The sequence below is a fragment of the Pseudomonas sp. Pc102 genome (genome assembly GCF_018408275.1).
Taxonomy (GTDB): domain Bacteria; phylum Pseudomonadota; class Gammaproteobacteria; order Pseudomonadales; family Pseudomonadaceae; genus Metapseudomonas; species Metapseudomonas tohonis.
Genome location: NZ_AP021905.1, coordinates 2,678,443 through 2,704,821, shown reverse-complemented (window position 1 = coordinate 2,704,821; position 26,379 = coordinate 2,678,443). Strand labels below are relative to the sequence as shown.

19 protein-coding genes and 2 pseudogenes are annotated in these 26,379 nt (G+C 68.2%); 6 read left to right on the top strand and 15 right to left on the bottom strand.

The features are described 5' to 3' along the window. Positions 1-47 precede the first annotated feature (47 nt). A complete protein-coding gene (locus tag PHLH3_RS12565) occupies positions 48-788 on the top strand; it encodes an HAD family phosphatase (RefSeq protein WP_173174368.1) in 741 nt (246 codons plus the stop codon). Positions 789-916: 128 nt separating this feature from the next. After that, the gene (locus PHLH3_RS12560; protein ID WP_173174370.1) at positions 917-1,180 is read left to right on the top strand and encodes a DUF4404 family protein; all 264 of its coding nucleotides are present in this window, start codon (positions 917-919) and stop codon (positions 1,178-1,180) included. Positions 1,181-1,267: 87 nt separating this feature from the next. Here PHLH3_RS12560 and queF read toward each other — a convergent pair whose 3' ends face one another. The 4 genes from queF to PHLH3_RS12540 form a co-directional block, all read right to left on the bottom strand. After that, positions 1,268-2,098 carry an NADPH-dependent 7-cyano-7-deazaguanine reductase QueF gene (gene queF, locus PHLH3_RS12555; protein WP_213629573.1) on the bottom strand — a complete coding sequence of 277 codons (831 nt, stop codon included), beginning with the start codon at positions 2,096-2,098 and terminating at the stop codon, positions 1,268-1,270. Between the two features lie 78 nt (positions 2,099-2,176). Further along, on the bottom strand, positions 2,177-2,878 hold the full coding sequence (locus PHLH3_RS12550; protein ID WP_213629569.1) for a copper resistance protein B: 702 nt from the start codon (positions 2,876-2,878) through the stop codon (positions 2,177-2,179). Next, positions 2,865-4,544, bottom strand: coding sequence for a copper resistance system multicopper oxidase (locus tag PHLH3_RS12545; RefSeq protein ID WP_213629567.1), 1,680 nt, complete (start codon positions 4,542-4,544; stop codon positions 2,865-2,867). Before PHLH3_RS12545 ends, PHLH3_RS12550 begins: the two co-directional genes overlap by 14 nt. Continuing rightward, complete coding sequence (locus PHLH3_RS12540; RefSeq protein WP_213629565.1) at positions 4,541-5,089, bottom strand: cupredoxin family protein; 549 nt, start codon at positions 5,087-5,089, stop codon at positions 4,541-4,543. The genes PHLH3_RS12545 and PHLH3_RS12540 overlap by 4 nt, the downstream gene beginning before the upstream one ends. A gap of 145 nt (positions 5,090-5,234) precedes the next feature. On the opposite strand from PHLH3_RS12540, the gene PHLH3_RS12535 reads away from it, so the two are divergent. Continuing rightward, positions 5,235-5,915 carry a heavy metal response regulator transcription factor gene (locus PHLH3_RS12535; protein WP_173174380.1) on the top strand — a complete coding sequence of 227 codons (681 nt, stop codon included), beginning with the start codon at positions 5,235-5,237 and terminating at the stop codon, positions 5,913-5,915. Next, positions 5,915-7,252: a heavy metal sensor histidine kinase gene (locus PHLH3_RS12530; RefSeq protein WP_280527455.1), complete on the top strand. Its 1,338-nt coding sequence runs from the start codon at positions 5,915-5,917 to the stop codon at positions 7,250-7,252. Before PHLH3_RS12535 ends, PHLH3_RS12530 begins: the two co-directional genes overlap by 1 nt. Here the strand turns inward: PHLH3_RS12530 and PHLH3_RS12525 are convergent. Both PHLH3_RS12525 and PHLH3_RS12520 read right to left on the bottom strand, forming a co-directional pair. After that, on the bottom strand, positions 7,241-9,142 hold the full coding sequence (locus tag PHLH3_RS12525) for a WG repeat-containing protein (protein ID WP_213629563.1): 1,902 nt from the start codon (positions 9,140-9,142) through the stop codon (positions 7,241-7,243). The two genes, PHLH3_RS12530 and PHLH3_RS12525, sit on opposite strands and share 12 nt — an antisense overlap. 246 nt (positions 9,143-9,388) lie before the next feature. After that, positions 9,389-10,132, bottom strand: a complete 744-nt coding sequence (locus PHLH3_RS12520; RefSeq protein ID WP_173174388.1) for an SDR family oxidoreductase — start codon at positions 10,130-10,132, stop codon at positions 9,389-9,391. 391 nt (positions 10,133-10,523) lie between these two features. On the opposite strand from PHLH3_RS12520, the gene PHLH3_RS12515 reads away from it, so the two are divergent. Beyond that, positions 10,524-11,525 (top strand): TRAP transporter substrate-binding protein, encoded by a 1,002-nt coding sequence (locus tag PHLH3_RS12515; RefSeq protein ID WP_213629561.1) that lies wholly within the window; start codon positions 10,524-10,526, stop codon positions 11,523-11,525. Between the two features lie 6 nt (positions 11,526-11,531). Here the strand turns inward: PHLH3_RS12515 and PHLH3_RS12510 are convergent, their stop codons facing one another. Both PHLH3_RS12510 and PHLH3_RS12505 read right to left on the bottom strand, forming a co-directional pair. Next, positions 11,532-12,728: a CynX/NimT family MFS transporter gene (locus PHLH3_RS12510; protein WP_213629559.1), complete on the bottom strand. Its 1,197-nt coding sequence runs from the start codon at positions 12,726-12,728 to the stop codon at positions 11,532-11,534. Continuing rightward, positions 12,715-13,176, bottom strand: coding sequence for a nucleoside deaminase (locus tag PHLH3_RS12505; protein ID WP_213629557.1), 462 nt, complete (start codon positions 13,174-13,176; stop codon positions 12,715-12,717). Before PHLH3_RS12505 ends, PHLH3_RS12510 begins: the two co-directional genes overlap by 14 nt. Before the next feature lie 103 nt (positions 13,177-13,279). On the opposite strand from PHLH3_RS12505, the gene PHLH3_RS12500 reads away from it, so the two are divergent. Then, positions 13,280-14,137, top strand: a complete 858-nt coding sequence (locus PHLH3_RS12500) for a LysR family transcriptional regulator (protein ID WP_213629555.1) — start codon at positions 13,280-13,282, stop codon at positions 14,135-14,137. 152 nt (positions 14,138-14,289) lie between these two features. Here PHLH3_RS12500 and PHLH3_RS12495 read toward each other — a convergent pair whose 3' ends face one another. The 7 genes and pseudogenes from PHLH3_RS12495 to PHLH3_RS12470 all read right to left on the bottom strand — a co-directional run bounded on the left by PHLH3_RS12495 (position 14,290) and on the right by PHLH3_RS12470 (position 26,363). After that, complete coding sequence (locus PHLH3_RS12495) at positions 14,290-15,489, bottom strand: DUF6396 domain-containing protein (protein ID WP_348529844.1); 1,200 nt, start codon at positions 15,487-15,489, stop codon at positions 14,290-14,292. Between the two features lie 406 nt (positions 15,490-15,895). Continuing rightward, positions 15,896-16,096, bottom strand: a pseudogene (locus PHLH3_RS30795) (DUF6396 domain-containing protein); the annotation flags it as partial. A gap of 308 nt (positions 16,097-16,404) precedes the next feature. Further along, positions 16,405-16,482, bottom strand: a pseudogene (locus PHLH3_RS30790) (hypothetical protein); the annotation flags it as partial. A gap of 365 nt (positions 16,483-16,847) precedes the next feature. Then, on the bottom strand, positions 16,848-18,692 hold the full coding sequence (locus PHLH3_RS12485) for a phospholipase D-like domain-containing protein (RefSeq protein WP_213629553.1): 1,845 nt from the start codon (positions 18,690-18,692) through the stop codon (positions 16,848-16,850). Beyond that, entirely contained in the window at positions 18,689-21,391 is a 2,703-nt protein-coding gene (gene vgrG / locus PHLH3_RS12480; RefSeq protein ID WP_213629551.1) for a type VI secretion system tip protein VgrG, read from the bottom strand. Before vgrG ends, PHLH3_RS12485 begins: the two co-directional genes overlap by 4 nt. Before the next feature lie 380 nt (positions 21,392-21,771). Beyond that, complete coding sequence (locus PHLH3_RS12475) at positions 21,772-23,259, bottom strand: efflux transporter outer membrane subunit (RefSeq protein WP_213629549.1); 1,488 nt, start codon at positions 23,257-23,259, stop codon at positions 21,772-21,774. Beyond that, the gene (locus PHLH3_RS12470; protein WP_213629548.1) at positions 23,256-26,363 is read right to left on the bottom strand and encodes an efflux RND transporter permease subunit; all 3,108 of its coding nucleotides are present in this window, start codon (positions 26,361-26,363) and stop codon (positions 23,256-23,258) included. The genes PHLH3_RS12475 and PHLH3_RS12470 overlap by 4 nt, the downstream gene beginning before the upstream one ends. Positions 26,364-26,379: the final 16 nt, after the last annotated feature.

The window sequence follows — 26,379 nt, the reverse complement described above, 5'->3', positions numbered from 1 at the left end:
ATCCGCCGAAGCTAGGCTGGACCTGACCCCGTCAGGATGACCTCGCCATGCCCACCCGCACACCGCCCGCGTTCAACGCCCTGCTCTTCGGCCTGTCCGGCTGCCTCGTGGACTTCGGCGCCCGGACCCTCCCCGTAGCCCTGACCCGCACCCTGCCCCGCTGCGCCCCGGAGCGCCTGCAGGAAGCCGCCAACCTGCCGCCGACCCAGGCCCTCGGCCATGCCCTGCAGCGCCCGGCCAAGGCCGCCGAGCTCGCCCGCTTCGCCGAAGCCCTGGCCAGCGCCGCCGACGAACACGCCGAAGCGGCCCCGGGCCTGGACCAGCTCCTCGACCTCCTGGCCACCCGGCAGATCCCCGGCGCCTGGCTGGACGAACTGCCCGAAGGCACCACCCACGCCCTCTCCGGCCCCCTGGCCAGCACCCTGGCTGCCGGCAACGACCCCGACTGCCGCCCCTGGCCCGCGCCCGACGCCTGCTGGAGCGCCCTCGCCAGCCTGGGCGTCGACCGCCTCGAAGGCTGCGTGCTGGTCAGCGGCGAACCGCGCCTGATCCAGGCCGGGCTCAACGCCGGGCTATGGACCGTGGGCCTGGCCGCCAGCGGGCGCCTTTGCGGCCAGGCCCTCGGCGACTGGCAGGCCCTGCCCAGCAGCGAGCGCGACCCGCTACGCGCCCGCGCGACCCTGGAGCTGTACCGCCTGGGCGCCCATTCGGTGATCGACCACCTGGGCGAGCTGCCCGCCTGCCTGGACGACCTGGCGGCACGCCGGCAGAAGGGGGAAAAGCCCTGAGCCGACAATTGTTACAGCCTTGATCGGGATCAGGCGCGCGCGGCACTCCTGGATTAATCTCAACGACACGAGGGACCTTTTGGCAGCCGCCCGAGGTCCACTCCTGAGTCACATGAAAGGAGAACGCCATGTCTGAACGCCTGCAGCAGCAACTGCAAGAACTGCGCGAGCAGTTGGCCAGCGACGCCCCGATGGATGAGCACGAGCGCGCCGAGCTGAACACGCTGATCCAGGACATCGAACTGCAACTGGCCGCCGAGCCGGCCACCCCGCCCGACGACAGCCTGGTGGATGGCGTCAACCTCGCGGTCGAGCGCTTCGAGATCAAGCACCCGACCCTGGCCGGCACCTTGCGCAACATCGTCCAGAGCCTGGCGAACATGGGCATCTGACGGCAGCTGCAACAAAAAACCCCGGCCTTGTGCCGGGGTTTTGCGTTCTGGGCGCTAGCCCGGGCTTTGGCCCGGGAAATGGGACGCCTACTGCCGGGCGAGCCGCCCGTTGTCCGGTGCCAGCGCGTGGGTGCTGCGGTAGGGGTTGATGTCCAGGCCGCCCCGGCGCACGTAGCGGGCATGCACCGTCAGGTACTCGGGGTTCAACAGCTGCTTGAGGTCGAGGAAGACGCGCTCGACGCATTGCTCGTGGAAGTCGCAGTGCTGGCGGAAGCTGACGATGTAGGCCAGGAAGCTGGCGTGATCCAGGCGCGCGCCCTTGTACTCCACCACCAGGGTGCCCCAGTCCGGCTGGCTGGTGACCGGGCAGTTGGACTTCAACAGGTGGCTGTGCAGCGCCTCCTCCACCACCTCGCCAGCGTTGGCGCGCAGCAGCTCCGGCTGCGGGTGCTCGTAGTTGGCGATGGCGATATCCAGGTCGTCGATGCAGACGCCGGCGGCACGGGCCACCCCTTCGGCCTCCACCTCGGCCAGGCTGCGCACCCGCACCTGCACCGGTGCACCGGCGGCGGCGGACAGGTCCTTCTCCAGCACCGCCACCAGCGCGGCGGCATCGGCGAAGGCGCTCTGGTTCAGCGAGTTGAGGTAGAGCTTGAAGGACTTCGACTCGATGATGTTCGGCGAATCCGCCGGGATGGCGAACTCGCCGATGGCCACCACCGGCTTGCCGGACGGGGTCAACCAGGACAGCTCATAGCAGTTCCAGAAATCCACGCCTTTATAAGGCAAGGTCTCCGCCGTCAGCCCCAGTTCGTTCCACTTCGCCACGCGGGAGATGGGAAACAGCAGTTGCGGGCTGTAGGTGCTGATGTACTCGCTGGATTTGCCCAGCGGCGAGTGTTCGGCGGGATGCTGCATGAGGAAGGCGACCTGAGCGGGAAAACCCGGCAATTGTATACAGGCCGCCACCCGCCGCAAAACCCGCTCGGCGCCCGCTCAGAACCAGGCCCGCAGCCCCACCACCCAGGCGCCCTCCTCGTCCGCCTCGCCCGCCTCACGCATCCAATCGCCACTGCGGCCATAGGTGCGCTCCCACTCGTAGCCGACATAGGGCGAGAAATCCGGCGCCAGCCGCCAGTGCAGGCGCAGCCCGGTCTCCAGGGTACTGCCACCCGCACCACGCTCCAGGTCGCGGTCATCCGCCAGGGCCAGGTCGTATTCCAGTCGCGGCTCCAGCACCAGGCGCCGGGTCAGCAGCAGCTCGTACTCCGCCTCCAGGCGCAGGGAGGTATCGCCCCGTTCGCTGACGAACAGGTTCGCCTCCACCTCGAACCACTGCGGCGCCAGGCCCTTGATGCCGAGCACCCCATGGCTGCGCGAGGGCCCCGGCTGGTCGTCGTGGCGCAACCCCGCCTGCCAGTCGAAGAACTCGCTCGCCATGCGCCGGTAAAGCAGCTGCGTCTCGCTGTCCACGGTCGGCCCGCCGGCGTCGCGCAGCCCCTCGCTTTTCAGCACCAGCTTGTGCAGGTCGGTGCCGTACCAGCCCTCCGCCGCCCAGGCCAGCTGGGCGTCGTTGCCATGCAGGCGGCTCTCCAGGCGATCGAAGCCGAAGTAGCCGACGGGCATGGCATCCATGTCCATCGCCAGCGCCGCCGGGCTGGTCAGAACCGCCAGCAACCCCCATTCAATGCTGCGCATGGGCGGCCTCCTTCATGTCCATGGCATCGCCCAGGGACCGGCTGCTGCCGTCGGGCGCCTCGACCACCACCTTGCGGAACATGCCGCTGGCCATGTGGTAGATCAGGTGGCAGTGGAAGGCCCACTCGCCGATGGCGTCGGCCGGCACATCCACCTCCAGGGTGCTGCCCGGAGCGACGTTGACCACGTGCTTGAGCGGGTTGAGCCGGCCGTTGCCCTTGTCCAGCTGCATCCACATGCCGTGCAGGTGCATGGGGTGGTTCATCATCGTCTGGTTGACGAAGCGAAAGCGCACACGCTCCCCGTAGCGCAGGCGGATGGGCTCCGCCTCCGAGTACTTCACCCCGTCGAACGACCAGAAGTAGCGCTCCATGTTGCCGGTGAGCTTCAGCTCGATGGTGCGATCCGGCGCGCGGTAGCGGGCATCCGGGCGCATCGCCTTGAGGTCGCCGTAGACCAGCACGCGCCCGCCCTCGGCCTCCGGCGCCACGCCGCTGCCCGGCGCATAGTCGGGGTTGCCCGCCGGGGACGCAGGCATCCCGTGGCCCATCGCGGCGTGGTCCATCCCGGCCATGGCGCCGTGGTCCATGCCCGCCATATCGCCCGTATCCATGTCGCCCATGTCGTGGGCCATGCCCATGTCCGCCATGGTCAAGCGCCGGGGCGCGCCCAGGGGCGGCACCTCGCCGGCCATGCCCTCGCGCGGGGCCAGGGTGGCGCGCGCCAGGCCGCGCCGGTCCATGGATTCGGCCAGCAGCGAATAAGCACGGTCCTCGGTGGGCTGCACGATCACGTCATAGGTTTCCGCCACCGCCATGCGCAGGCGGTCCACCGTCACCGGCAACACGTCGTTGCCGTCGGCCTGCACCACGGTCATCGGCAGACCGGGGATGCGCAGGTCGAAGTAGCTCATGCCCGAGGCGTTGATGATGCGCAGTCGCACCCGCTCGCCGGGCTTGAACAGCGCCGTCCAGTTCTGCGCGGTGTCGCGGCCGTTGACCAGGAAGCGGAAGCCGCTGACATCGGCGATATCGGTCGGCGACATGCGCATGCCGCCCCAGGCCCAGCGGTCCTTCAGCGTCGCCCAGACGCCATCGCGCCCGGCATCGCGGAAGAAATCCCCCATGGTCAGCTTCTGGTCGTTGTAGTACTCGGCGTCCTTCTTCAGGTTGGCCAGGGTGCGTTCGGGCTTCTCGTCCTGCCAGTCGAACAGCATCACCGTGTACTCGCGGTCGTAGCGGTAGGGCTCGCGGGCACGCGGCTCGATGACCAGCGGCCCGTACAACCCCTCCTGCTCCTGGAAGTCGCTGTGGGCGTGGTACCAGTAGGTGCCCGACTGCTGCAGGCGGAAGCGGTAGGTGAAGGTCTGCCCGGGCTTGATGCCGGGAAAGCTGATGCCCGGCACGCCGTCCTGGTCATAGGGCAGGATGATCCCGTGCCAGTGCAGCGAGGTATCGCGATCCAGGCGGTTGGTGACACGGATCTCCACCTCCTCGCCCTCCTTGAAACGCAGCTCCGGGGCGGGGGACCGGCCGTTGATGGTCAGCGCCGGCCGGCTGCCGTCGCTCAGCTCCACCCGGCCTTCATCGATCACCAGGTCGTAACCGCCACCCAGGGCGTCGGCGGCCAGGGCCAGCAGCCCGGCGCCGATCAGCGTGCGCTTCATGGCGTGACCTTGAGGCGGCCGACCATCCCCGCCTGGTAGTGGCCAGGAATGTTGCACGCGAACTCCAGGCCGGTGGCGGCGCTGAAGGTCCAGGTGAGCTCGGCGGTTTTGCCCGGCTCCACCAGCACGCTGTTGGGGTCGTCGTGCGTCATCATCGCGCCGTGATCCATGCCGGCCATGTCATGGCCCATCTTGCTGTGGTCCATCTGGCCCATGTCGTGGTTCATGCCGGTGGGAGTGAGCATGCCCATCTGCTGCATCTGCAGCATTTCCTTCTGGTGCGACGCATGCATGGCGGCATCGCCCAGATTGAATTCATGCAACAGGGTGCCGGTGTTCTTCAGCACGAAGCGCACCGTCTCGCCCGCCTTCACGTCCAGTTCGGCCGGCTCGTAGTACATGTCGCCGAGGGTGATCTCCACCGTGCGGTCGGCCTCGGCGGCCTTGGCCGGATGACCGAAGGCGTAGCGCCCGGCGGAGGAATCGGCGAACGCCGGCAGGCTGGTCGACAGGCCGATGGCCAGGGCGAGCAAGGTGGTTTTCATGGCAAGGCTCCTTGAGTGGGATGCCACCACCTTAGGCAACCCAGGCTGCCGCCTGGCTGACCGGAACATTACAACTTTGTCAGCAAGCCCCACCCGCAGCCGCCGGCGCGGTATAAAAGCAGCCATCGCCCACCCCGAGAGCCCCATGAAACTGCTGATAGTCGAAGACCAGCCCAAGACCGGCCAGTACCTGCGCCAGGGCCTGGGCGAAGCCGGCTTCCTCGTCGACCTCGCCAGCGACGGCATCGCCGGCCAGCACCTGGCCCTGACCGGCGACCACGACCTGATCATCCTCGACGTGATGCTCCCCGGCCGCGACGGCTGGCAGGTGCTGCGTACCCTGCGCGACGCCGGCCTGGAGACCCCGGTGCTGTTCCTCACCGCCCGCGACGCCGTGGAAGACCGCGTGCACGGCCTGGAGCTGGGCGCCGACGACTACCTGGTCAAGCCCTTCGCCTTCGCCGAGCTGCTGGCCCGCGTGCGCACCCTGCTGCGCCGGGGGAGCGCCGGCCAGCAGGACACCAGCCTGCAACTGGCCGACCTGCGCCTCGACCTGCTGCGCCGCCGGGTCGAGCGCGATGGCCAGCGCATCGACCTCACCGCCAAGGAATTCGCCCTGCTCGAACTGCTGCTGCGCCGCCACGGCGAGGTGCTGCCCAAGTCGCTGATCGCCTCCCAGGTCTGGGACATGAACTTCGACAGCGACACCAACGTCATCGAGGTCGCCATCCGCCGCCTGCGCGCCAAGGTCGACGACGCCTGGCCGACCAAGCTGATCCACACCGTGCGTGGCATGGGCTACGTGCTCGAGGCGCGGGACGCCTGATGCGCCGCCTGTCCCTCGGCGCCCGCCTCAGCCTGCTGTTCGCCGCCAGCACCGCCGCCGTCTCGCTGATCGCCGGCGTGCTCTTCGACCGCGCCAGCGAAGCCCACTTCATCGAGCTCGACCGCCAGTTGCTGGACGGCAAGGCCGAGGTGTTCCGCAGCATCCTCGGCCCCGCCCGCCAACCCGGCGACCTGGCGCCCCATGAAGACCAGCTGCGCACGGAACTCGAGCGCCACCCCGACCTCGCCCTGCGCATCATCGGCGCCGACGGCGAACCCTGGTTCGACAGCCTGGCGGTGGCCAGCGCCGGTCACGACAGCCACGGCGACATCGCCTGGCGCCGCTTCGAAGCCCCGCTGGAGCCGGCGCGCGCGGACTCGCCTCGGCTGGAGCTGCGCCTGGACATCACCCACCACCAGCATTTCCTCGAACGCATGCAACGGCTGATCTGGCTCACCGTCGGCCTCAGCGCCCTGGCCACCGCCCTGCTCGGCGCCTGGGCCGTGCGCAGCGGCCTGCGCCCCCTGCGGCGCATGGCCGAAGTGGCCGCCGGCGTCTCCGCCGACTCCCTCACCACCCGCCTCGCCGAAGACCCGGTGCCGCCCGAGCTGGCCGAACTGACCCGCGCCTTCAATGCCATGCTCGGCCGCCTGGACGACGCCTTCCAGCGTCTCTCGGCCTTCTCCAGCGACATCGCCCACGAGCTGCGCACGCCGCTGTCCAACCTGCTCACCCAGACCCAGGTGACCCTCGCCCAGCCGCGCGACGGCGACACCTACCGCGAAGCCCTGCACTCCAACCTGGAGGAGCTGCAGCACCTGGCGCAGATGGTCAACGACATGCTGTTCCTGGCCAAGGCCGAGCACGGCCTGCTGGCCACGCGCCTGGAGCCGCTGCAACTGGGCGACGAACTGGATGCCCTCGCGGAGTTCTTCGCGCCCCTGGCCGAGGACGGCCAGGTGAGCCTCACGCGCCAGGGCGACGCGCCGCTGCCCGCCGACCGCGCCATGCTGCGCCGCGCCCTGTCCAACCTGATCGACAACGCCCTGCGCTTCACCCCGCCGGGCGGCCACATCCGTCTGAGCGTGCAGCACGAGGCCGCGCGGGTGCGCCTGGAAGTGGCCAACGACGGTGCGCCGATCCCCGCCGAACTGCTGCCCCGGCTGTTCGACCGCTTCTTCCGCGCCGACCCGGCGCGCCGCGAAGGCCATGCGGAACACGCCGGCCTCGGCCTGGCCATCACCCGCTCCATCGTCCACGCCCACGGCGGCAGCATCCGCTGCGAATCGGCCGGTGGCTGGACGCGCTTCGTGCTGGAGTTCCCCCTAGCGCCCTGAGTCGGGGCCGGCAGGCTTGCAGTCGTAGGCGAACAGCACATCCGTGCCCCAGGCCTGCCAGCACGACGCCTCCAGCACATAGGCCCTGCCATCGAAGCGCCAATCGGAAACGCCCTGCCCCTGGTCCGCATGGAGGCGCACAGGCACATGGCCTTTGGTCGGCGGCCCGGCCACTCTCCCTAGCATGCCTTCCCCCTCCAGTAGCAGGCGCGGCGCCCCGGCGGCGTCCATCTCGAACAGCCACTGGGCGTTGCTGCGCTGCACGTTCTGCGACACCAGGATGCCCGGCCTGCCCTGGCCCAGGTCGACCAGGCCGAAGCCCAGGCTCGCGTCACCCCAGCCATCGCCCATGTCTTCGTCTTCGGGCGTGTAGCTGCCCGATTGCGCCACCTGCTGGCGCAGGAGCGCCTGGGTTGCCGGCGGTACCGTGCCCGGGAGTTCGGGCAATGCCGAGCTGGCTTCGCCCGTCCCTGGCGGCGCCCAATGCGGGTCGCTCAACCCCTCTTCCAGCAGCGCCCGCTGGCACGCGGCGTCGGCCTTGCAGGCACGCAAGCGCTGCGGCCAGGCCTCGACGGCAGCGGCCCACTGGAGGATGGAGCGCTCCGGCGTCAGGCTGCCGTGCAGGCGCAACGCCATCTGCTGCGCTTTCGCACGCAATTGATCGTCACTGCACAGGCCCGCCCAGTCACCGCCCTGACCGGCCAGCGCCACCCGCCGCTCCTCGGGCGAGAGGTAGTTCGCGCCGCTCAGTGCGCAGGGCAGGAAAGGCAGGGGCTCCGGCAACTGCTCCAGCTGCGGGTCGGCGAAGTGGCGCGCCAGCAGTTCGTCGTAACGGGCCAGCACCTGCCCGTTGCGGTCGATCAGCGCCTCGACCCCGCGCTCGTTGGCGAGCCCCAGGCTCACCACCGCCCGCCCCTGGTCGAAGTCCTCGATCACGGCGGCGTAGCTCGGGGCGATCACCCAGGCGCCCTGGTGATCGATGAAGCCCCACAGGTGATTCTGCGGCGAGCGCGCCGCCGCCAGGCCCTCGTGGAAGCCGTGGGCGTCCTCGAAATCGCCCGGCACCGGGTAGCGGCCGTCCGGCGCCATGAAGCGCACCGTGCTCGGCGATTGCACCTGCCCCAGGTTCTCGTCCGTGGGCAGGCGTACCGGCAGCAGGCCTTCGCGCACGCTCAGCTCCAGCGGCTCGCTGTACAGCCGGGGCGCCGGGCCGAACAGCGATTTGCCCTGCGCATCCAGCAGACCCCAGCCCCAGGGCCCGTCCGTGGCCATCACCCGCACGCCTTCGTTCAGGGCATGCACCTGGGTCACCTGCAGGTTCAGCCACTCGCTGAACAGCGCCGCCAGGTCCAGCTCCAGGGGCGGCACCGCCTCCAGCGCCTGGGCGCAGTCCCCCAGCGGATGCTGGGCATCGGCCCCCGGCAGCGGCAGCCGCCCATCCGCCGGCAAGCGACCCAGGGCGCGGGCGGAGCGGGTTTCCAGCACCCAGGCGTTGCAGCGCCCGGCCGCGCTCGCGCCCGGTTCCTGGCGGTTGCCGCTGCCGTCCATATAGAAGTTGCCCCGACCGCCATCGGGGGCCGCCAGGGTCTGGCCGCCCCGGTAGTCACGGAGGAAATACAGGCCCTCGGCCAGCGGGAAGGCCGGCTCGCCATCCAGGCCCAGGTAGCCGCAGAAGCGTCGTTCGGCCTCTTCGCGGCAGACCATCGCCCGCCCCTCGACGAAGGGCCGGGCGATGCTGAGCGAAGGCGCCACCAGCACCCGCCCGTCACCCTCGGCATAGCCCCAGAGGTCGTCACGCTTGAAGGCGAAGCGGCCGGCCTGCAGCCCCCGCCCACCTGCTGGAACAGTTGCGGCACGCGCAACGCCCCCTCCGCCGTCACCAGCATGCAATCGCCACCCAGGCGCTGGTCGACCGCCTCGTTCTCGCTCGACCAGCGCATCCCGCACAGCAGCTGCGATGCCGCCTCGGCCACGCCCGCGCCGCCCATCAGCAGCGTCATCGCCAGGCCCAGCGCCTTGCCTCCCTTCACCATGCCAACACTCCACCTGTATCGATCGACCGCCGAGCGGGATTCCGCGCCGCGACTGTACAGGGCTTGCAGGTGTTTTTCCCGGCTCCGATGGCGTTGAAGCGCTTCAGACGATGCCGCCGTTGACCCGCAGCGTCTGGCCGTTGATCCACCCGCCCTCGTCACTGGCGAGAAAGGCCACCACACCGGCTATGTCCTCAGGGCGTCCGAGGCGCTGCAAGGGCGCCTGATTGGCCAGGCGCTCCACCGTGCCGGGGTCCTTGCCATCGAGGAACAGCTCCGTGGCGGTCGGCCCCGGCGCCACGCAGTTGACCGTCACCCCGCGCCCGCGCAACTCCTTGGCGAACACCCGGCTCATCGCCTCCACCGCCGCCTTGGAGCCGGCATAGGCGGCGTACCCCGGCAGCGCCAGGCCCACCACGCTGGTGGAGAAATTGATGATCCGCCCGCCATCGCGCAGGCGCCTGGCCGCGAGCTTCATGGTGTTGAAGGTGCCCCGGGCGTTGACCGCGAAGATGCGATCGAACAGCGCCTCGCTGGTGTCGGCGAGATCGATCTGCCCGGGCTGGATGACGCCGGCATTGTTCACCAGCACGTCGAGGCCGCCGTACTCCATCTCGGCATGGTCGAACAGCGCGGCCACCGCCGCCGGGTCGCTGACGTCGGCGAGGATGGCGTAGGCCTTGCCGCCGGCCTGGGTGATCGACCTGACCACCTGCTCGGCGGCCTCGGGGCGGGCGGCGTAGTTGACCACGACCTGGAAGCCATCGAGGGCGAGGCGCAGGGCGATGGCGGCGCCTATTCCTCTCGAGGCGCCCGTGACGAGCGCGGTTCTGGCAGGGTGCGACATGGAGCCCTCCGGGAAGGCCACGGCGACTTCAGGCAGGCCGGGCCTCCACTGGGTATAGCTGGCCGGGTCGCGACCGTCCTGCCGGTCATCCGCCAGGGGCACGGGCGACGCGACCCGCCGACGACACGTCACCCCGGCACGCGGCGATTTGCCAGAACTGAGCAGTGCTCCGCTCATTGGAGCGCCGGCTCTGGGAGATAATTGCCGGTCGGTCGCAGTCGATGGCCACCCGCCAGCCCCTGCCCGATACCGCACCGGCAAACTACCGGAGCGGGAACTACCATAACGACAAGGACTCAGCCGGACTCCCCCGATGGAAGCCGCTGTGCCTGCCGCCCTCGCCCACCCGCGGGGGCGCATTTATCTGCCCGATAACAAGAAAGGGACATCAATGATCAAGAAGTACATCGCCGTCCTGGCCTGCGTCCTCAGCCTGCCCCTCGGCCACGCCGTGGCGGACGAAGCCCCCATCACCCTGCGCTTCTCCCACGTGGTCGCCGACGACACGCCCAAGGGCCAGGGTGCGCTCATGTTCCAGAAACTGGTCCAGGAGCGCCTCGGCGGCCAGGTGAAGGTGGAGGTCTACCCCAACTCCACCCTGTTCGGCGACGCCGACGAACTGCAGGCCCTGCAGGACGGCAAGGTGGACCTGCTGGCCCCGTCGCTGGCCAAGTTCGACCAGTACACCAAGCAGCTGCAGATTTTCGATCTGCCCTTCCTGTTCGACGACCTCGAAGCCGTCAACCGCTTCCAGAAGCGCGCCAAGGGCCGCCAGCTGCTGCGCTCCATGGAAGACAAAGGCATCGTCGGCCTGTCCTATTGGCACAACGGCATGAAGCAGATGTCGGCCAACCGCGCCCTGCACGCGCCGGCCGACGCCCGTGGCCTGTCCTTCCGCATCCAGGCCTCCGGCGTGCTCGAGGCGCAGTTCGCCCAGCTCGGCGCCAAGGCCGTGCCGATGCCCTTCGCCGAAGCCTTCGCGGCGCTGCAGAGCGGCAAGGTCCAGGGCACCGAGAACACCTGGTCCAACCTCTACAGCCAGAAGCTCAACACCGTGCAGCCCTTCATCACCGAGACCAACCACGGTGTGCTGGACTACATGCTGGTGAGCAACTCGCGCACCTGGTACGCCATCCCGCACAAGACCCGCACCGAGCTGGAAGCGATCATCGACGAGGTCACCTTCGCGGTGAACCACGCCGCCGAGCAGCAGAACCAGGCCGACCGCCAGCGCATCCAGAGCAGCGGCAAGACCCAGCTGGTGACCCTCAGCCCCGAGGAACGCCAGGCCTGGCGCACCGCCATGCAGCCGGTGTGGGAGCAGTTCACCCCCGACATCGGCGCCGACATCGTCAAGGCCGCGCAGATCGTCAACCGCAAGCAGTCGCAGTAACCCGCCTCAGGCCCGGGCCGGCACCTCGCCGCCCGGCGCCATCCCATAGCTGGCCGGGCTGAACACCCGGGTCAGCGCCAGCATCGCCAGCACCATCACCACCAGCACCACCCAGGCACTGGTGAAGCTCCCGGTGACTTCCCGCAGCCAGCCCGTCAACCAGGGCGAGACCGCATTGATCAGGAAGCCGACGCCCTGCACGAAGGCCGCCAGCTGCCCCGCCTCGCGCGGGTCGCGACGGTGGTCGAGGGTGAGGATCAGGCTCAGCGCGAAACAGGCGCCCAGGCCGAAGCCGATCAGCGCCACCCACAGCAAGGTCGCCTGCTGCGGCGCCCACAACAGGCCGGCGAACCCCACCGCCTGGGCGGCCAGGCACAGCGTCAGCAGCGGCCGGCGGTCGACGCCGCGCTGGGCCAGGGCCGGCATGGTTAACGCCGCCAGCACCTGGAACAGCGTCATGAACGCCAGCAGGGAACCGCTGCGGGTCGGGCTCCAGCCCAACTGCTGATAGAAGGCCGGCAGCCAGGCCACCATGCTCATGTAGCCGCAGTTGATCAGCCCGAAGTACAGCGCCAGCAGCCAGGCTCGGCGATCCCCCAGAAGCCCTGGCCCAGCGCTTGCGCGCGGCGAACCGTCCCGCGCCAGCGGCAGGCGCAGCCACAACAGCAGCGCCAGCGCCGCCGGCACCAGCCAGAAGCCCAACCCCGCCTGCCAATGGCCGAAATGGCTGGCCAGCACCGGGCTGAGCAGGGCCGAAAGCCCGCCACCGCTCATCAGCGAGGCCGAATACAGCCCCATGGCCAGCGCCACGCGGCCGGCGAACTGGCGCTTGATCACCGCCGGCACCAGCGCCTGGATCAGCGCCACGCCGATGCCACCCAGCAGCGCCGTGCCCAGCAGCGCATCACCCCGGTCGCACAGCCAGCGGGCCAGGCAGGCACCGAAGATCAGCACCAGCCCGATGGCCACGCCGCGCCGCTCGCCCAGGCGCGCCTCCAGGCGTACCGCCGCCAGCGCCACCAGGCCCATGCAGATCACCGGCAGCGTGGTCAGCAGCGCCGTGCCCTGGAAGCTCAGGCCGGTGGCCGCGCGGATCTCCCCCAGCAACGGGCTGACCGAGCCGAGGATCGGCCGCAGGTTCAGCCCCAGGGCCACCAGCAGCAGCCAGGCGACGCGCGGAGGGCGGGTTTCAGTCTGGTGCATGCAGGTCCTTCCAGCGCCGGTAGAGCGCGGTGGCGCCCGCCTGGGGCAGGTGCAGCACCGCCAGGCGCTGCTGCGCCAGGGGCAACGCCATCTGCTGGTAGACCCCCGCCGTGGAAAGGCCGAAGGGCTCGCCCTCCTCATTGGCGATGGCGAACACCGCACGGCTCACGCCACTGAGGTGCATGGCGGCCAGGCACATCGGGCAGGGCTGGCCGCTGGCGTAGATCACGCAGCCATCCAGGCGCGGGCCCAGGGCGCGGCTGGCGGCGCGCATGGCCAGCAGCTCGGCGTGGGCGGTGGGGTCGCCGCTCCGGTGGATCTCGTTCACCGCCTCGGCCAGCACCTCGCCGTCCTTCACCAGCAGTGCACCGAAGGGCCGCCCGCCGCGCTCGACGTTGCCACGCGCCAGGTCGACGGCCCGTTGCAGGAACGCCTGGTCATCCGCCATGGGGAATCTCCGAAAGTCAGGAAAACCTGCGGATTATGTCCAGCCGGCCAGGTATTCTGAAATTAAATATCACCATGCAAACCAGTGGCAGGAGGCATGCCTCATGTTCGACCCGCAACTCCTGCGCAGCTTCGTGGCGGTGGCAGACTGCGGCAACTTCACCCGCGCCGCCGAACGCCTGCACCTCACCCAGTCCACCGTCAGCCAGCAGGTGCGACGCCTGGAGGAAGACGCCGGTTGCCGCCTGCTCGACCGCAGCCAGCGTCGCGTGGTGGCCACGGTCGAGGGCGAGCGCCTGCTGGGCTACGCGCGACGCATCCTCGCCCTGCAGGAAGAGGCGCGCGACGCCATGGGCGACCTGGAAAGCGCCGGCGTGCTGCGCCTGGGCGTGCCCGAGGACTTCGCCGCCGAACGCCTGATGCCGTTGCTCGCCGCCTTCGCCGCCAACCACCCCGGCACGCGCCTGGAAGTCACCAGCGGCCTGGGCCCGGACCTGCGGCGTGCCTGGCAGGACGGCGAATTCGACCTGCTGCTGGTCAAGCAGATGGGCGAGAGCGACGACTGCCTCGCCTCCTGGCCGGAGCCCATGGCCTGGTTCGACAGCCACCACAACCCGGCGCTGGGCCGCGAGCCCCTGCCCCTGGTGGCCTTCCCTGCCGGCGGCCTGTACCGCAACGAGATGCTCCACGGCCTCGACGTGCAGGGCCGCCGCTGGCGCATCGCCTACTCCAGCGCCAGCCTCGCCAGCGTCTGCTCCGCCGTCGCCGCCGGCCTCGGCATCAGCCTCCTGCCCCTGCGCGTCGCCACCGACCAACACCGCGTGCTCGACGCCGACAGCGGCCTGCCCGACATCCAGGGCGTGCGCCTGGCCCTCTACAGCCGCCAAGGCCAGGGCAGCGCCGGCCGTGAGCTGGAAGAGCGCCTGGTCAGGCTTCTCAGCCCGGATGGCGCAGACCTGTAGGGGCGGATTCATTCGCTCGTACAGAAGCGGCGGAGCTGCGCACCGCTTGGCGACTGAAGTCGCCCCTACAAAAAGCGGCCGGGCCAGCAGATGAACATGACCGCCGTGTAGGGCGGATGGCGCTCTTTTCATCCACCAGACGGAGCCGAGCCCTAGGCTTCACCGAGCATCCTCCACCTGACCCGCTCCGGCCCTACGGTGACCTTCTCCGGCAGCGGCCATATGCGTGGCGTGCGTTGCTCCAGGGTCAGCGTGGGCAAGATTTCCCCCTCCTTGAAGCGCTGACGGGCTTTGCCTTTCACGGTGATCCAGAAGAAGTCCACATCCATCGCTGCCCAGTAACCCGCACGCGGGCAAGGCTCGCCGCTGACGCAGATGAGCGGCGAATCCAGGTAGACGAAGTGAGGCGACTCGGGCGTTGGTCGGCCGGTGGCGGGGTCGAGGTGCTTGTCCCTGGCCAGTTGGCTGATCAGTGCCTCGCTGGGCTTGGGCGGCGGGATATTGGCCTTTCGCTCCTCCAGCCACTGCAGCTTGCCGTCCCAGGGTGGCAGCTCAGCAGGGGGTAACGGGAGGATTTCATTGATCTCGGGGACTTTGGGGGAGGCGTAGGAGTAGTCTGCAAGGATGCTCCAGATGGCTTTGTAGCGTTCGGCGCGTTCGAGGTCTTTATTCTGGCCCAGGTAGTTCAAGGTGTCTGTTGGGGCTGGCCCACGAAAGCCATCATCCAGATAACTTGCCGAGGTTTCATCCCCGGCAGCAACTCCTAACTGAAAAGCCTCAAGTGCTTCTCGAAATTGCTTGCGATACTTGAGGTCAACCCCCAAGTCCGTTGCGGCCTCGCCATGCCCTTGCTCCGCTGCGCAGCGCCGCATCTGCCGGGCGATATCCGGGGCGATATCGATAGGTGCCAACTTGTCCGCCACCAAGGCCTGGGCCAGGGCACTGCCCTTGTCAGCAGCCTTGCGGTAATAGCGCAGGGACAATTCCGGGTCCTCCCTCAGGCCGGCAGAGCCACGCTGCAGGAACAGGCCAACGAAGTAGTAGCCCGTGGCGACACCGGCTTCCATCATCTCCTGGCTCAACCGCAAACGTTCCGCGCCGCGCACCTTGAAGTGGCCCCGAAAGGCGCCGTTGACCAAGTTGATGCTGGCCTTGTAGTGCTGGTGTTCGGCGGCGATGCGGTAGAGGCGTTCGACTTCGGCGTCCACCGCCGGGTCCTGCTTGAGCTGGTTGTTCTTCTGTAGCCAACGCGCGTACTTGAACAGCAGGTCACTGTCGGCCGAGGCCTCGGGGATGCGTTCGTGACGGCAGGTGAAGGCCAGGTTGGCGCGGATCTGGGGGAGCGGGTCCACGGCGGTATCCTTTTTCAGTTTGAGTCCATGGCCATTGCAGGCGGCCAGCAGCAGACACAGGACAACCAGCCCCCAAGCTCTAGGCTTCACCGAGCATCTTCCACCTGACCCGCTCCGGCCCTGCGGTGACCTTCTCCGGCAGCGGCCATATGCGTGGCGTGCGTTGCTCCAGGGTCAGCGTGGGCAAGATTTCCCCCTCCTTGAAGCGCTGGCGGGCTTTGCCTTGCACGGTGATCCAGAAGAAGTCCACATCCATCGCTGCCCAGTAACCCGCACGCGGGCAAGGCTCGCCGCTGACGCAGATGAGTGACGAATCCAGGTAGACGAAGTGGGGCGACTCGGGCGTTGGTCGGCCGGTGGCGGGGTCGAGGTGCTTGTCCCTGGCCAGTTGGCCGATCAGCGCCTCGCTGGGCTTGGGCGGCGGGATATTGGCCTTGCGCTCCTCCAGCCACTGGAGCTTGCCGTCCCAGGGCGGCAGCTTGGCAGGAGGCAGTGGGAGGATGTCGTTGATCTCGGGGACTTTGGGGGAGGCGTAGGAGTATCGGGCGAGAATGCGCCAGATGGTCTGGTAGCGTTCGGCGCGTTCGAGGTCTTTCTCTTGGCCCAGGTAATAGGCGGTATCTGCAGGGGAAGGCCCCTAAAAGCTTCCCAGAGTCGCCCTGCTGAGCCTTCATCTCCGGCCGCCGCCCCTAACTGAAAGGCTTCGAGTGCCTCTTGAAAGTGCTTGTCATATTTGAGGTCAACCCCCAAGTCCGTTGCGGCATCGCCATGCCCTTGCTCCGCTGCGCAGCGACGCATCTGCCGGGCGATATCCGGGGCGATGTCGATAGGGGCCAACTTGTCCGCCACCAGGGCCTGGGCCAGGGCACTGCCTTCGTCGGCGGCCTTGCGGTAATAGCGCAGGGCCAATTCCGGGTCCTCCCTCAGGCCGGCAGAGCCACGCTGCAGGAACAGGCCAACGAAGTAGTAGCCCGTGGCGACACCGGCTTCCATCATTTCCTGGCTCAACCGCAAACGTTCCGCGCCGCGCACCTTGAAGTGCCCCCGAAAGGCGCCGTTGACCAAGTTGATGCTGGCCTTGTAGTGCTGGTGTTCGGCGGCGATGCGGTAGAGGCGTTCGACTTCGGCGTCCACCGCCGGGTCCTGCTTGAGCTGGTTGTTCTTCTGTAGCCAACGCGCGTACTTGAACAGCAGGTCACTGTCGGCCGAGGCCTCGGGGATGCGTTCGTGACGGCAGGTGAAGGCCAGGTTGGCGCGGATCTGGGGGAGCGGGTCCACGGCGGTGTCCTTTTTCAGTTTGAGTCCATGGCCATTGCAGGCGGCCAGCAGCAGGGCCATCAGCAGGAGTAGGCTGCGCATCAGTCGAGGTTGCTCAGGGTGGTCTTGTCGTAGAGGAACTCCACCAGTGGTGTTTCGGGCATATCGCCGGCGGCTTGTCGTGTTTTGTTCTCGTTGATGAGCTTCCCCCAAGCCTTAAAGGCATCCTTCGGATTGTCCTGTGCCCCCTGCCCAGCGGTATGCAGGCTCCAGAGCCGGCGGCGCATGGCCTGGGTTACCTCGTGCCACTCGTGGAGGATGTTGAGCTCGCTGTCCACCTGCATGCTGCGGGTGTTGATGTTGGCCGAGCCGTGGGTGGTGAGTACGTCGTTGACGATCATCAGCTTGGAGTGGATGTACACCGGCACCCAGGGCTTGCCGGCCGGTGAGTCGGGGGCAACCAGGGAGCAGACGTGGACTTTCAGGCCGGGGCGTGTCTCGGGGATAAGGTCCTCGTCTTTTATTTCGGCGATCTGTCGATCCAGCTCCCCCTGCCATCGGGCCACCTCCTGTTTGCCATGCCAGTCATTGGCGCCATCGGGGCGAGGCATGGGCGGCATGTCTCGCTTGGCTTGCTTGATACGCAGCTCCTTGGTGACCTCGGGAATGGTGTCGGCCCGCCCCAGGCTTTCCAGCATGCGCTGGGTGTTGACGGTGCCCTTGCCGATGCCGTCGTCCGTGACATTGGTGACCACGAACAAATGCAATGCGCCATGCAGGCCTGGGTCGCGGCCTTCGCGGGTCTGGTCCTGCGCGGCCTGCGTGATGGCTTCGGCCAGGGGGGGCCAGCGAAAATACTGGTTCTCGATGTAGATGAACTGGGTAGCGTTGTTGACCGCCTTCAGATAACCCGCCTCGATATCGCGCACCCCACTTTGGGCCTGGGTGCGCAGCAACTGGGCCATCAGTTGAGTCCCGCATTCCGGACGCGGTTTGAGCTGCACGGCGACCGCGTCCACGTTGCGTGAACGTTGCAGGTCTTCACCGGTTTCCTTGGCCCAGGCGGTGGCGAAGTTGTGGTGCAGGTCCCTGAGGATACGGCCGGTGATCTGGCAGGAGATGTCCTGGCGCGGCAAGGCACCACGAGGGCCGCGGTTAGGAGCATGGGCCTTCGCGTCGGGTCGCTTGGGGTCGGGCCGCCCGAGGGCTGAGTGGTGGTCGGTGTCCCAGTACTCGTCGAGCATGTTGTGGCCCATGACGAAGCCGATGGCCCGCTCCGGCAGCTCGAAGTCGACCAGTACGGTTTTCTGGTGGTGGGTCGCCGAGCTGCGCATGGCGAAGATGGAGCGCCTGGACAGATCAGGGTCAAGTCGATTGAGCTTGAGCTGGTAAGCAATTTCCGCACGTTCGGACAAGCTGAAACCACGGCTGACGAACAGCGGGACATGGGCATCCACCAACCCGGCGGCCTTGTCATCGTCGACCGTGTACTGCTTGAACCATTGGCGGTCGTAGGCGTATTGCTCGTCGCTGGTGGTCTGCCCTGCCAGATCGGCGATGCCGCCCTTGCCGGGCAGGTTGGCCTCTCCGGCCATCCCGGCCGCATTGAGTGGCATCTCCCACCCCAGGATGCGCACCTGTACACCCTGCCGAGCCTTTTCTTTGAGCAGTTCACCGATGCAGCGATCATCACTGCCATCGCGGATGAAGTGCATCGAGGGCTGGAACCCCCAGCAGATGATGTCGACCGAGCGCTGGGCTTCGGCGATGGCCTTGTGCACCGCACCAAAAGCCTCCTGGCCATTGATCAGCGACCTATAGCTGGCCGGCCAGGGCCGGTACTCGGTATCGAGCACGAACCAGGGCGCGCAGCAGACCGCCTCATGGGTGCGGTGCAGGGCAATGGGCACCACGATATCGGGGTGCCTGGCGTTGGCCGGTCTCATGGGGTCTCTCCTTGATGGCCCGAGCGGGTGGCAAGCAACTCGGCGTACAGGCTGCGGTGATCCGTTTGCGGAGTTGCGTCTGCCTCAGCGGCACCGTGCTTGTGCAACCCCAGGTTGGCCAGTTCGCCCAGCTCGGGATTGCTGTATTCGCTGGGCACGGGCAACTGGAAGGACAGGCCGTTGGCCAGTTCCAGCCGGTAGCTTCGCGTCACCACCTGATGCTCGAGACTCAGGTAGCCGCTGTCGTCCATCACACCGCATTGCAGCTCTTGCTCGTCGGCATAAAGCCGATAGGGCATGCCGGCCCAGGTCGCCCGTGGCGCATTGGGTACCTGGGGCATACGCAGCCTCAGACGCGGCGCCGACTCGAGCTTCGGGTACTGCGGGTGTGTGGCTTTCATGCTGGCAGCCCCCTGGTAATCGAAATGCGCCGCCTTGATCAGGTGGTCCCCCTGGGTGCCGGACTCGATGGAACAGGCATCGACGCTGATGTAGCTGCCCCCACCGTTGAGGACGATCCTCTTCTTGGCGGTGATGCGGATTTCATCCTCGGTACTGACGATGTCCAGCCCCTGGCGCGCCAGCAGTTCCAGGCGGTCGTTCTGCGCCTGGATCTGCACCGCGCCCTGGTTGGCGATGAGCTTCAGGCCGAGCTTGCGCACGAACAGGCTGACGCCCTCCCCCACCCCGATGAACAGCCGCCTCACCACGCTCAAGGCGGCGTCCTTGCCGGCGTTGGCGATGAGGTTCCGTTCCGCGGCAAGTTGCAGGTGGTTACCGCTGCTGAGCGCGATGCCCCTGGGCGCACTGAGCAGCAGGACGGATGACTTGATCTGCTCCAGGTCCTGCCTGAGCAGGTCGAGCTGCGCCTGCACATCGGCCGGCTCGGCATGGGCAAGCTGTGCGTGCTCGGAAAGCGTCTGCATCTCCTCACCGGCGCGTTGCAGCCGGGCGAGTGTGTCCTGCATGGCCAGCACCTGCCCCTGGGCACGAGCCTGCTCATCGGCACTGATGTACAGCCCCCTCCCCGCCCGTACGGCACCCCAGCCGTCGGTGCGCAGCTCGAAGCCTTCGCCGCGTTTCTGCCGTTGCCCATCCACCAGGTGGCCGAGGTTGAGCTGGCTCTTGCCGCTGTGCTCGGTGCCGAGCTTGATGTGTTCCTGGCTACGGGTGTCGTCCAGGCGCAGCTTGTTGTTGGACGGGGTGCGCAGGACGTTGCGCTTGTAGTTCTTCAGGGTGACGAGGTCGGGGTGCCGGCTGTCGTGCAGGGCGAAGGCGATGAAGCCCCGGTCCGGGTCGCCGCGCTCGAAGGCGATGCCGACCTCGGTGCCCTGGATCAGCGGCAGGTGCAGGCCGTGGGTATCCCCGGCATAGGCGCGCGCCAGGCGCAGCCACATGCTTTCCTGGCCGGCGGGCCAGGTGTCCTGGTCGAAGAGGAAGCTGACCTTGTAGCGGCCCTCCAGGTCGATGTGGCTGTAGAGGTCGTCGGCCTGCGCGCTGGTGACGCGGGCCGGGATGGTGCCGGCGATCACGGGGCGCGGCAGCAGCGGCGGGCGAAAGCACACGCTTTCGCTGTAGGGGATGGCCTCGAAGCGGGCTTCGAAGCTGCGGTCGCGGGCGGCGACGGTGACCAGGCGGGTGATGACGGCGCCTGGGGTGAAGGCCTCGGGCGCGCCGCCCTCGATCTTCAGCACCTGCCCAGGTGCCAGGGTGGCGCTGCTGGTGCGGCCGCCGAGGCGGGTCTGGTCGTTGAGGTAGCGCTCGTGGGCGAGGCGGGCATAGAAGTAGCCGCTTTCGCTTTTCAGGTCTTCGTCGCGGGAGCCGGGATCGTCCAGCTCGATGTAGGGCTCGCCGTAGTGATAGGCCTCGCCGTAGGTGGTCGGGTCGCCCCGGGTCTGGTCGAGGTCGCCGTCGAGGTAGGCCGTCGCGTCACGCGGGGTGTAGGCGCGGATGCGCAGGTTCCTTTCCACCACGCCGTGGCTCGATTGCAGGTCCCAGACAGCGTCCTGGCCGCTGCTGGCGGTGCCGGACTGCGGGCGGTAGGGCAGCTGGACGCCGAACCGGTAGTTGCGCTGGTCATCGTGGAACTCGACGACATCGATGCCCAGGCGCTCGTCGGCGGTGAAGCGGTACCAGATGCCGACCTCGGCCAGCAGGCGCTGGATGAAGGCCAGGTCGCTCTCGTCGTATTGCATGACCTGCTCGCGCTTGGGGTAGTCGCGCCTGAGGTCGAAGAAGAAGTCCTGCCCGGCCCAGCGGTGGCGGTCGCTGCGCAGGATCTGCTCGACGATCTCGGGCACCGACAGGTGCTGGTAGATGCGGTACTGCCGGCCTCGCCCGAGCAGGGTCAGGCGCGGCTGCAGGGTAATTTCGTAGCGGGCCTCGTCGTTTGAGCCGGAGATCCGCCGGAAGCCCGTGACCACGCCGTGCAGGGTGCGCAGCGGCTGGGCCGGCGGCACGCCCAGGCCGGCGAAGGGCACCGGCTTGGGAGGCGCGAAGAGGCTGAAGCTGGCGGGCTGCCCGACGATGCGCCTGGAGGGGAGGTCGCGCTGGGACGCGGTGAACTCGACTTGGTAGGTGAAAGGCTGGCTGAGCGTCTCGTCCCCGACGAAGGCGAGGACGTCGAGCCCGACGTCGAGTTCGCCGACCTGCAGGCGGTGACGGCTGTGATCGAAGAAATGGCGGAGTTCGGCAAGCATGTCGAGGCCTCATCGATGGGATGGCCCGTATGCATCGCCGGTTCGTGACCGTACCTCGAAGAAACCGCCGAGCCCTGCATCCGGGGCGAGACAGTAGGCGGAAAACCCCGATGAGCAGGGAATAGGGAAAAGCCCCCAGGGGATCGGGAAGCTTCCGAAGAAACGACGGGACCTGCCGTAGGAACCCAATCACTCCGATAGCTTGCAAGCTGCCGGCGTCCCGAAGGACGTCAGCGTCACCCGCTCCGGCTACGGGAACGCCAGGCAAAAAAAGCCCCGCCGAAGCGGGGCTAGAGCACATTCAACCTTTCAGCGAACGATGGCTCAGGGGCGTAGCCCGGGCTTCAGCCCGGGGATGGGCGACGCGCCAGCCGCGCCGCTCAGGGCGTGGGCTGGCCTTGGTCGTCGGCGTCCACCTGATCCAGGCGGCCCTGCTCCCAACCACCGCCCATGGCGGCGATGAGCTGGACGCTGGCGGTCAGGCGCGTGCCGGTGAGGGTGAGCACGGTGCGTTCGTTGGACAGCGCCGTGGCCTGGCTGGAGACCACGCTGCTGTAGTCCTGCAGGCCGGCCTTGTACTGGTTGGTCACCAGGCGCAGGGCCTCGCGGGCGGATTCCAGGGCCTCCTGCTGCACGCCGCTCTCCTCCTCCAGCACGCTGAGCTGGACCAGGTAGTCCTCCACTTCGCGGAAGCTGTCGAGCACGGTCTGGCGGTAGCTGGCCACCGTCTGGTCGTAGCTGGCCTCCGCCTGGTCGACCTGGGAGCGGATCAGGCCGCCGTCGAACAGGTTGAGGGCGAACTCGGGGCCGATGGACCAGAAGCGGTTCGGCGTGCTGATCCAGTCGCTCAGGCCGCCGCTGCGGTAGCCGCCGGTGGCGCTGAGGTTGAGGCTCGGGTAGTAGGCGGCCTTGGAAACCCCGATCTGCGCGTTGGCGGCGATCACCTTGCGCTCGGCCGAGGCCACGTCCGGGCGGCGCTCCAGCAGCTGCGACGGCACCAGCGCCGGCACCTGCGGCAGGCTCGGGACGCTGTCCACCTCGGCCAGGTCGAACTCCGCCGGCGGCACGCCGATGAGCACGGCGATGGCGTTCTCCAGTTGCGCGCGCTGGTACTTGAGGTCGATGGCCTGGGCCTGGGTGCTCTTGAGCTGGGTGCGCGCCTGGGCCACGTCGGCGCGGGTGACGATACCCGCGCGGAACTGGTTCTCGGTGAGCTTCAGCGAACGCTCGTAGGCCTGCACGGTGGCATCGAGCAGGCGCTTCTGCGCATCCATCACCCGCAGTTGCAGGTAGTTCTGCGCCAGCTCGGACTGCTGGCTCAGGCGCACGGCGGCGAGGTCGGCGGCGCTGGCCTGCATGCTCGCCGAGTCGGCTTCCAGCTGGCGGCGCAGCTTGCCCCAGAGGTCCAGCTCCCAGCTCACGCCGAGGGTGGCGCTGTAGCTGTTGGAGATGCCGCCGCTGCCGCCGCTGGTGACGGTGGAGCCATCGGACAGGCGCACGGTGCTGCTGCTCCCGCCCTGGCCGGAGCGGGTCTTGCTGGCGTTGGCGCTCACCGAGGGGAAGAACGAGGCGCGCGCGCCACGGGCCAGCGCCTGGGCCTGGCGGTACTGGGCGACGGACTGCGCCAGGGTCTGGTTGGAGGTTTCCAGGCGCCGCTGCAGGTCGTTGAGGGTGGCGTCGCCGTACAGCTCCCACCAGGCGCCACGGGCCAGGGCATCGGCCGGCGCGGCGGCCTTCCAGCCCTCGGCGTGCTTGAAGCGGGCGGGCACGGCATGGTCGGGCTGCTGGTAATCCGGCCCCACGGCACAACCGGCCAGGGCGATGGCCAGGGCCAGCACCGGGAAAAGATGGCGGGTTTGCGGACTCATAGCGGTGTCTCCAGCGAAGCGTCGGTGCGCACGCCGCGCCAGCGGTTGAAGCGGTGGCGCAGGCGGTCGAGGTACAGGTAGACCACGGGGGTGGTGTAGAGGGTGAGGATCTGGCTCAGCACCAGGCCGCCGATGATGGTCACGCCCAGCGGCTGGCGCATCTCCGCGCCCTCGGCGCCACCGATCAGCAGCGGCACCGCGCCGAGGATGGCGGCCAGGGTGGTCATCAGGATCGGTCGCAGGCGCAGCAGGCAGGCGCGGTGGATCGACTCGGCCGGCGACAGGCCGTCGTTGCGTTCCAGCTGCAGTGCCAGGTCGATCATCAGGATGGCGTTCTTCTTGACGATGCCGATGAGCAGGAACAGCCCCAGCAGCGAGATCAGGCTGAACTCGCCGCCGATCAGCTGGATGGTCAGCAACGCGCCCACCCCCGCCGACGGCAGCGTCGAGAGAATGGTCAGCGGGTGGATGTAGCTCTCGTAGAGGATGCCCAGCACCAGGTACACCAGCACCAGGGCGGCGAGGATCATCCACGGCTGGTTCTCCTGGCTGCTGGCGAAGGCATCGGCGGTGCCGCCCAGGCGCGCGACCACCGAGCTGGGCATGCCGATGGCCGCGACCGCCTTCTCGATGGCCACGGTGGCCTGGTCCAGGCTCACGCCCGGTGCCAGGTCGAAGGAGATGCTTTCCGAGGCGAACTGGCCCTCGTGGTTGACCCGGTCCTCCTCCAGGCTGCGCTCGTAGTGGGCGAAGCTCGAGAGCGGCACGCGCTGGCCGTCGGCGGTGATCACCTGCACCTGTTCCAGGGTCGCCGGGTCGCGGGCGTATTTCGGGTTGACCTCCATCACCACCTGGTACTGGTTGAGGCTGTCGTAGATGGTGGAGATCTGCCGCTGGCTGTAGGCGTTGTTGAGCACCGCCGTGACCATGTTCATGTCGATGCCCAGGCGCTTGGCCGTCTCGCGGTCGACCTTCAGCGTCACCTGCTGCGCGCCCTCGCCTTCCTTCGCGTCGATGGCGGTGAGCTCCGGCAGGGCCTTCAAAGCGGCGGTCACCTGCGGCAGCCAGGTGCGCAGGTCGCCCAGGTCCTCGGCCTGCAGCACGTACTCGTACTCGGAGCTGCGCTGCTCGCGGGAGCCACCGGTCATGATGTCCTGGTCGGCCATCAGCATCAGCCGGCCACCGGGCACCAGCGGCATCTCCTTGCGCAGCCGCTCGATGACCTTCTGCGCCGACAGCCCGCGCTCCTTGATCGGCTTCAGGCGCACGATCATGAAGGCGTTGTTGATGCCGCCGCTGCCGCCGATGAAACCGGCGACGCTCTCCACCGCCGGGTCCTTGAGCACGGCGCGGCGGAAGATCTCCATCTTCGGCTGCATCACGGTGAACGACAGGCCGTCGTCGCCACGGATGAAGCCGATCAACTGCCCGGTGTCCTGCTGCGGCAGGAAGGTCTTGGGCACGATCACGTAGAGCGCGACGTTGAGTCCGATCGTGATGAACAGGCTGAGCAGGGTCAGGCGCGGGTGGCGCAGGGCCCAGCCGAGGCTCAGGTCATAGAGCCGCGTCATGCGCTCGTGGATGGCCTCGCTCCAGCGCTGCATGCGGCTGTCCTTGTCCGGCACGTGGGGCTTGAGCCAGCGCGCGCAGAGCATCGGGGTCAGCGTCAGCGACACCAGCAGCGACACCAGGATGGCCGCCGCCAGGGTCAGGGAGAACTCGCGGAACATGCGGTCGATGATGCCGCCCATGAACAGGATGGAGACGAACACCACCACCAGCGACAGGTTCATCGACAGCAGGGTGAAGCCCACCTCGCGGGTGCCCTGCAGCGCCGCCTTGAACGGCGGCATGCCGTCGTTGATGTGCCGCGAGATGTTCTCCAGCACCACGATGGCGTCGTCCACCACCAGCCCGGCGGCGAGGATCAGCGCCATCAGCGACAGCACGTTGAGGGAGAAACCGCACAGGTACATCACCGCGAAGGTACCCACCAGCGACACCGGCACCGCCAGCGCCGGGATCAGCGAGGCGCGCAGGCTGCCGAGGAACAGGTAGACCACCAGTATCACCAGCGCCACGGCGATCAGCAGGGTGCGCTCGGCCTCGTGCAGGGTGGCGCGGATCACCGGCGAGCGGTCCATCGCCTGGTTCAGCTTGACGCTGGCCGGCAGCACCGCCTGCAGGCTCGGCAACTGCGCCTTGATGCTCTCGATGGTCTCGATGATGTTGGCGCCGGCCTGGCGGTTGATCACCAGCAGCACCGCGTTCTCGTCGTTGAAGAAACCGCTGTTGTAGCGGTCTTCCACCGCGTCGCGCACCTTGGCCACATCGCCCAGGCGCAGGGCCGAGCCCTCCTGGTAGCGGAGGATCAGCGGCGCGTAGTCGGCGGCCTTCTCCAGCTGGTCGCTGGCACCCACCTGCCAGTGGCGCGCGTCGTCTTCCACCGCGCCCTTGGGCCGGCGCTGGTTGGCGGCGGCGATACGGCTGCGCACCTCGTCGAGCGACAGACCGTACTGGTTGAGTAACTGCGGCTCCAGCTCCACCCGCACCGCCGGCAGCGAACTGCCGCCGATCTGCACCTCGCCCACGCCCTTAACCTGCGACAGGCTCTGGGCCAGGATGGTCGAGGCCAGGTCGTACAGCTCCCCCTTCTCCAGCACATCGGAAGTCAGCGACAGCACCATGATCGGCGCCTGGGACGGGTTGACCTTCTTGTAGGTGGGCATGCTGCGCATGCCGCTGGGCAGCAGGTTGCGCGAGGCGTTGATGGCCGCCTGCACGTCGCGCGCGGCGCCGTTGATGTCACGGTCCAGGTCGAACTGGATGATGATCCGCGTCGAGCCCTGGCTGGTGCGGCTGGTCATCTGCGTGACGCCGGACATGGTCCCCAGCGAACGCTCCAGCGGCGTGGTCACGCTGGAGGCCATGATCTCCGGGCTCGCCCCGGGCAGGCTCGCCTGCACCGTGATCACCGGGAAATCCATCTGCGGCAGCGGCGACACCGGCAACAAACCGAAGCTCATGCCGCCCAGCAGCATGATCGCCAGGCTCAGCAGCATGGTGGCGACGGGGCGGTGGATGAAGGGAGCGGATAAGTTCACGTCCGTGCTCCGCACT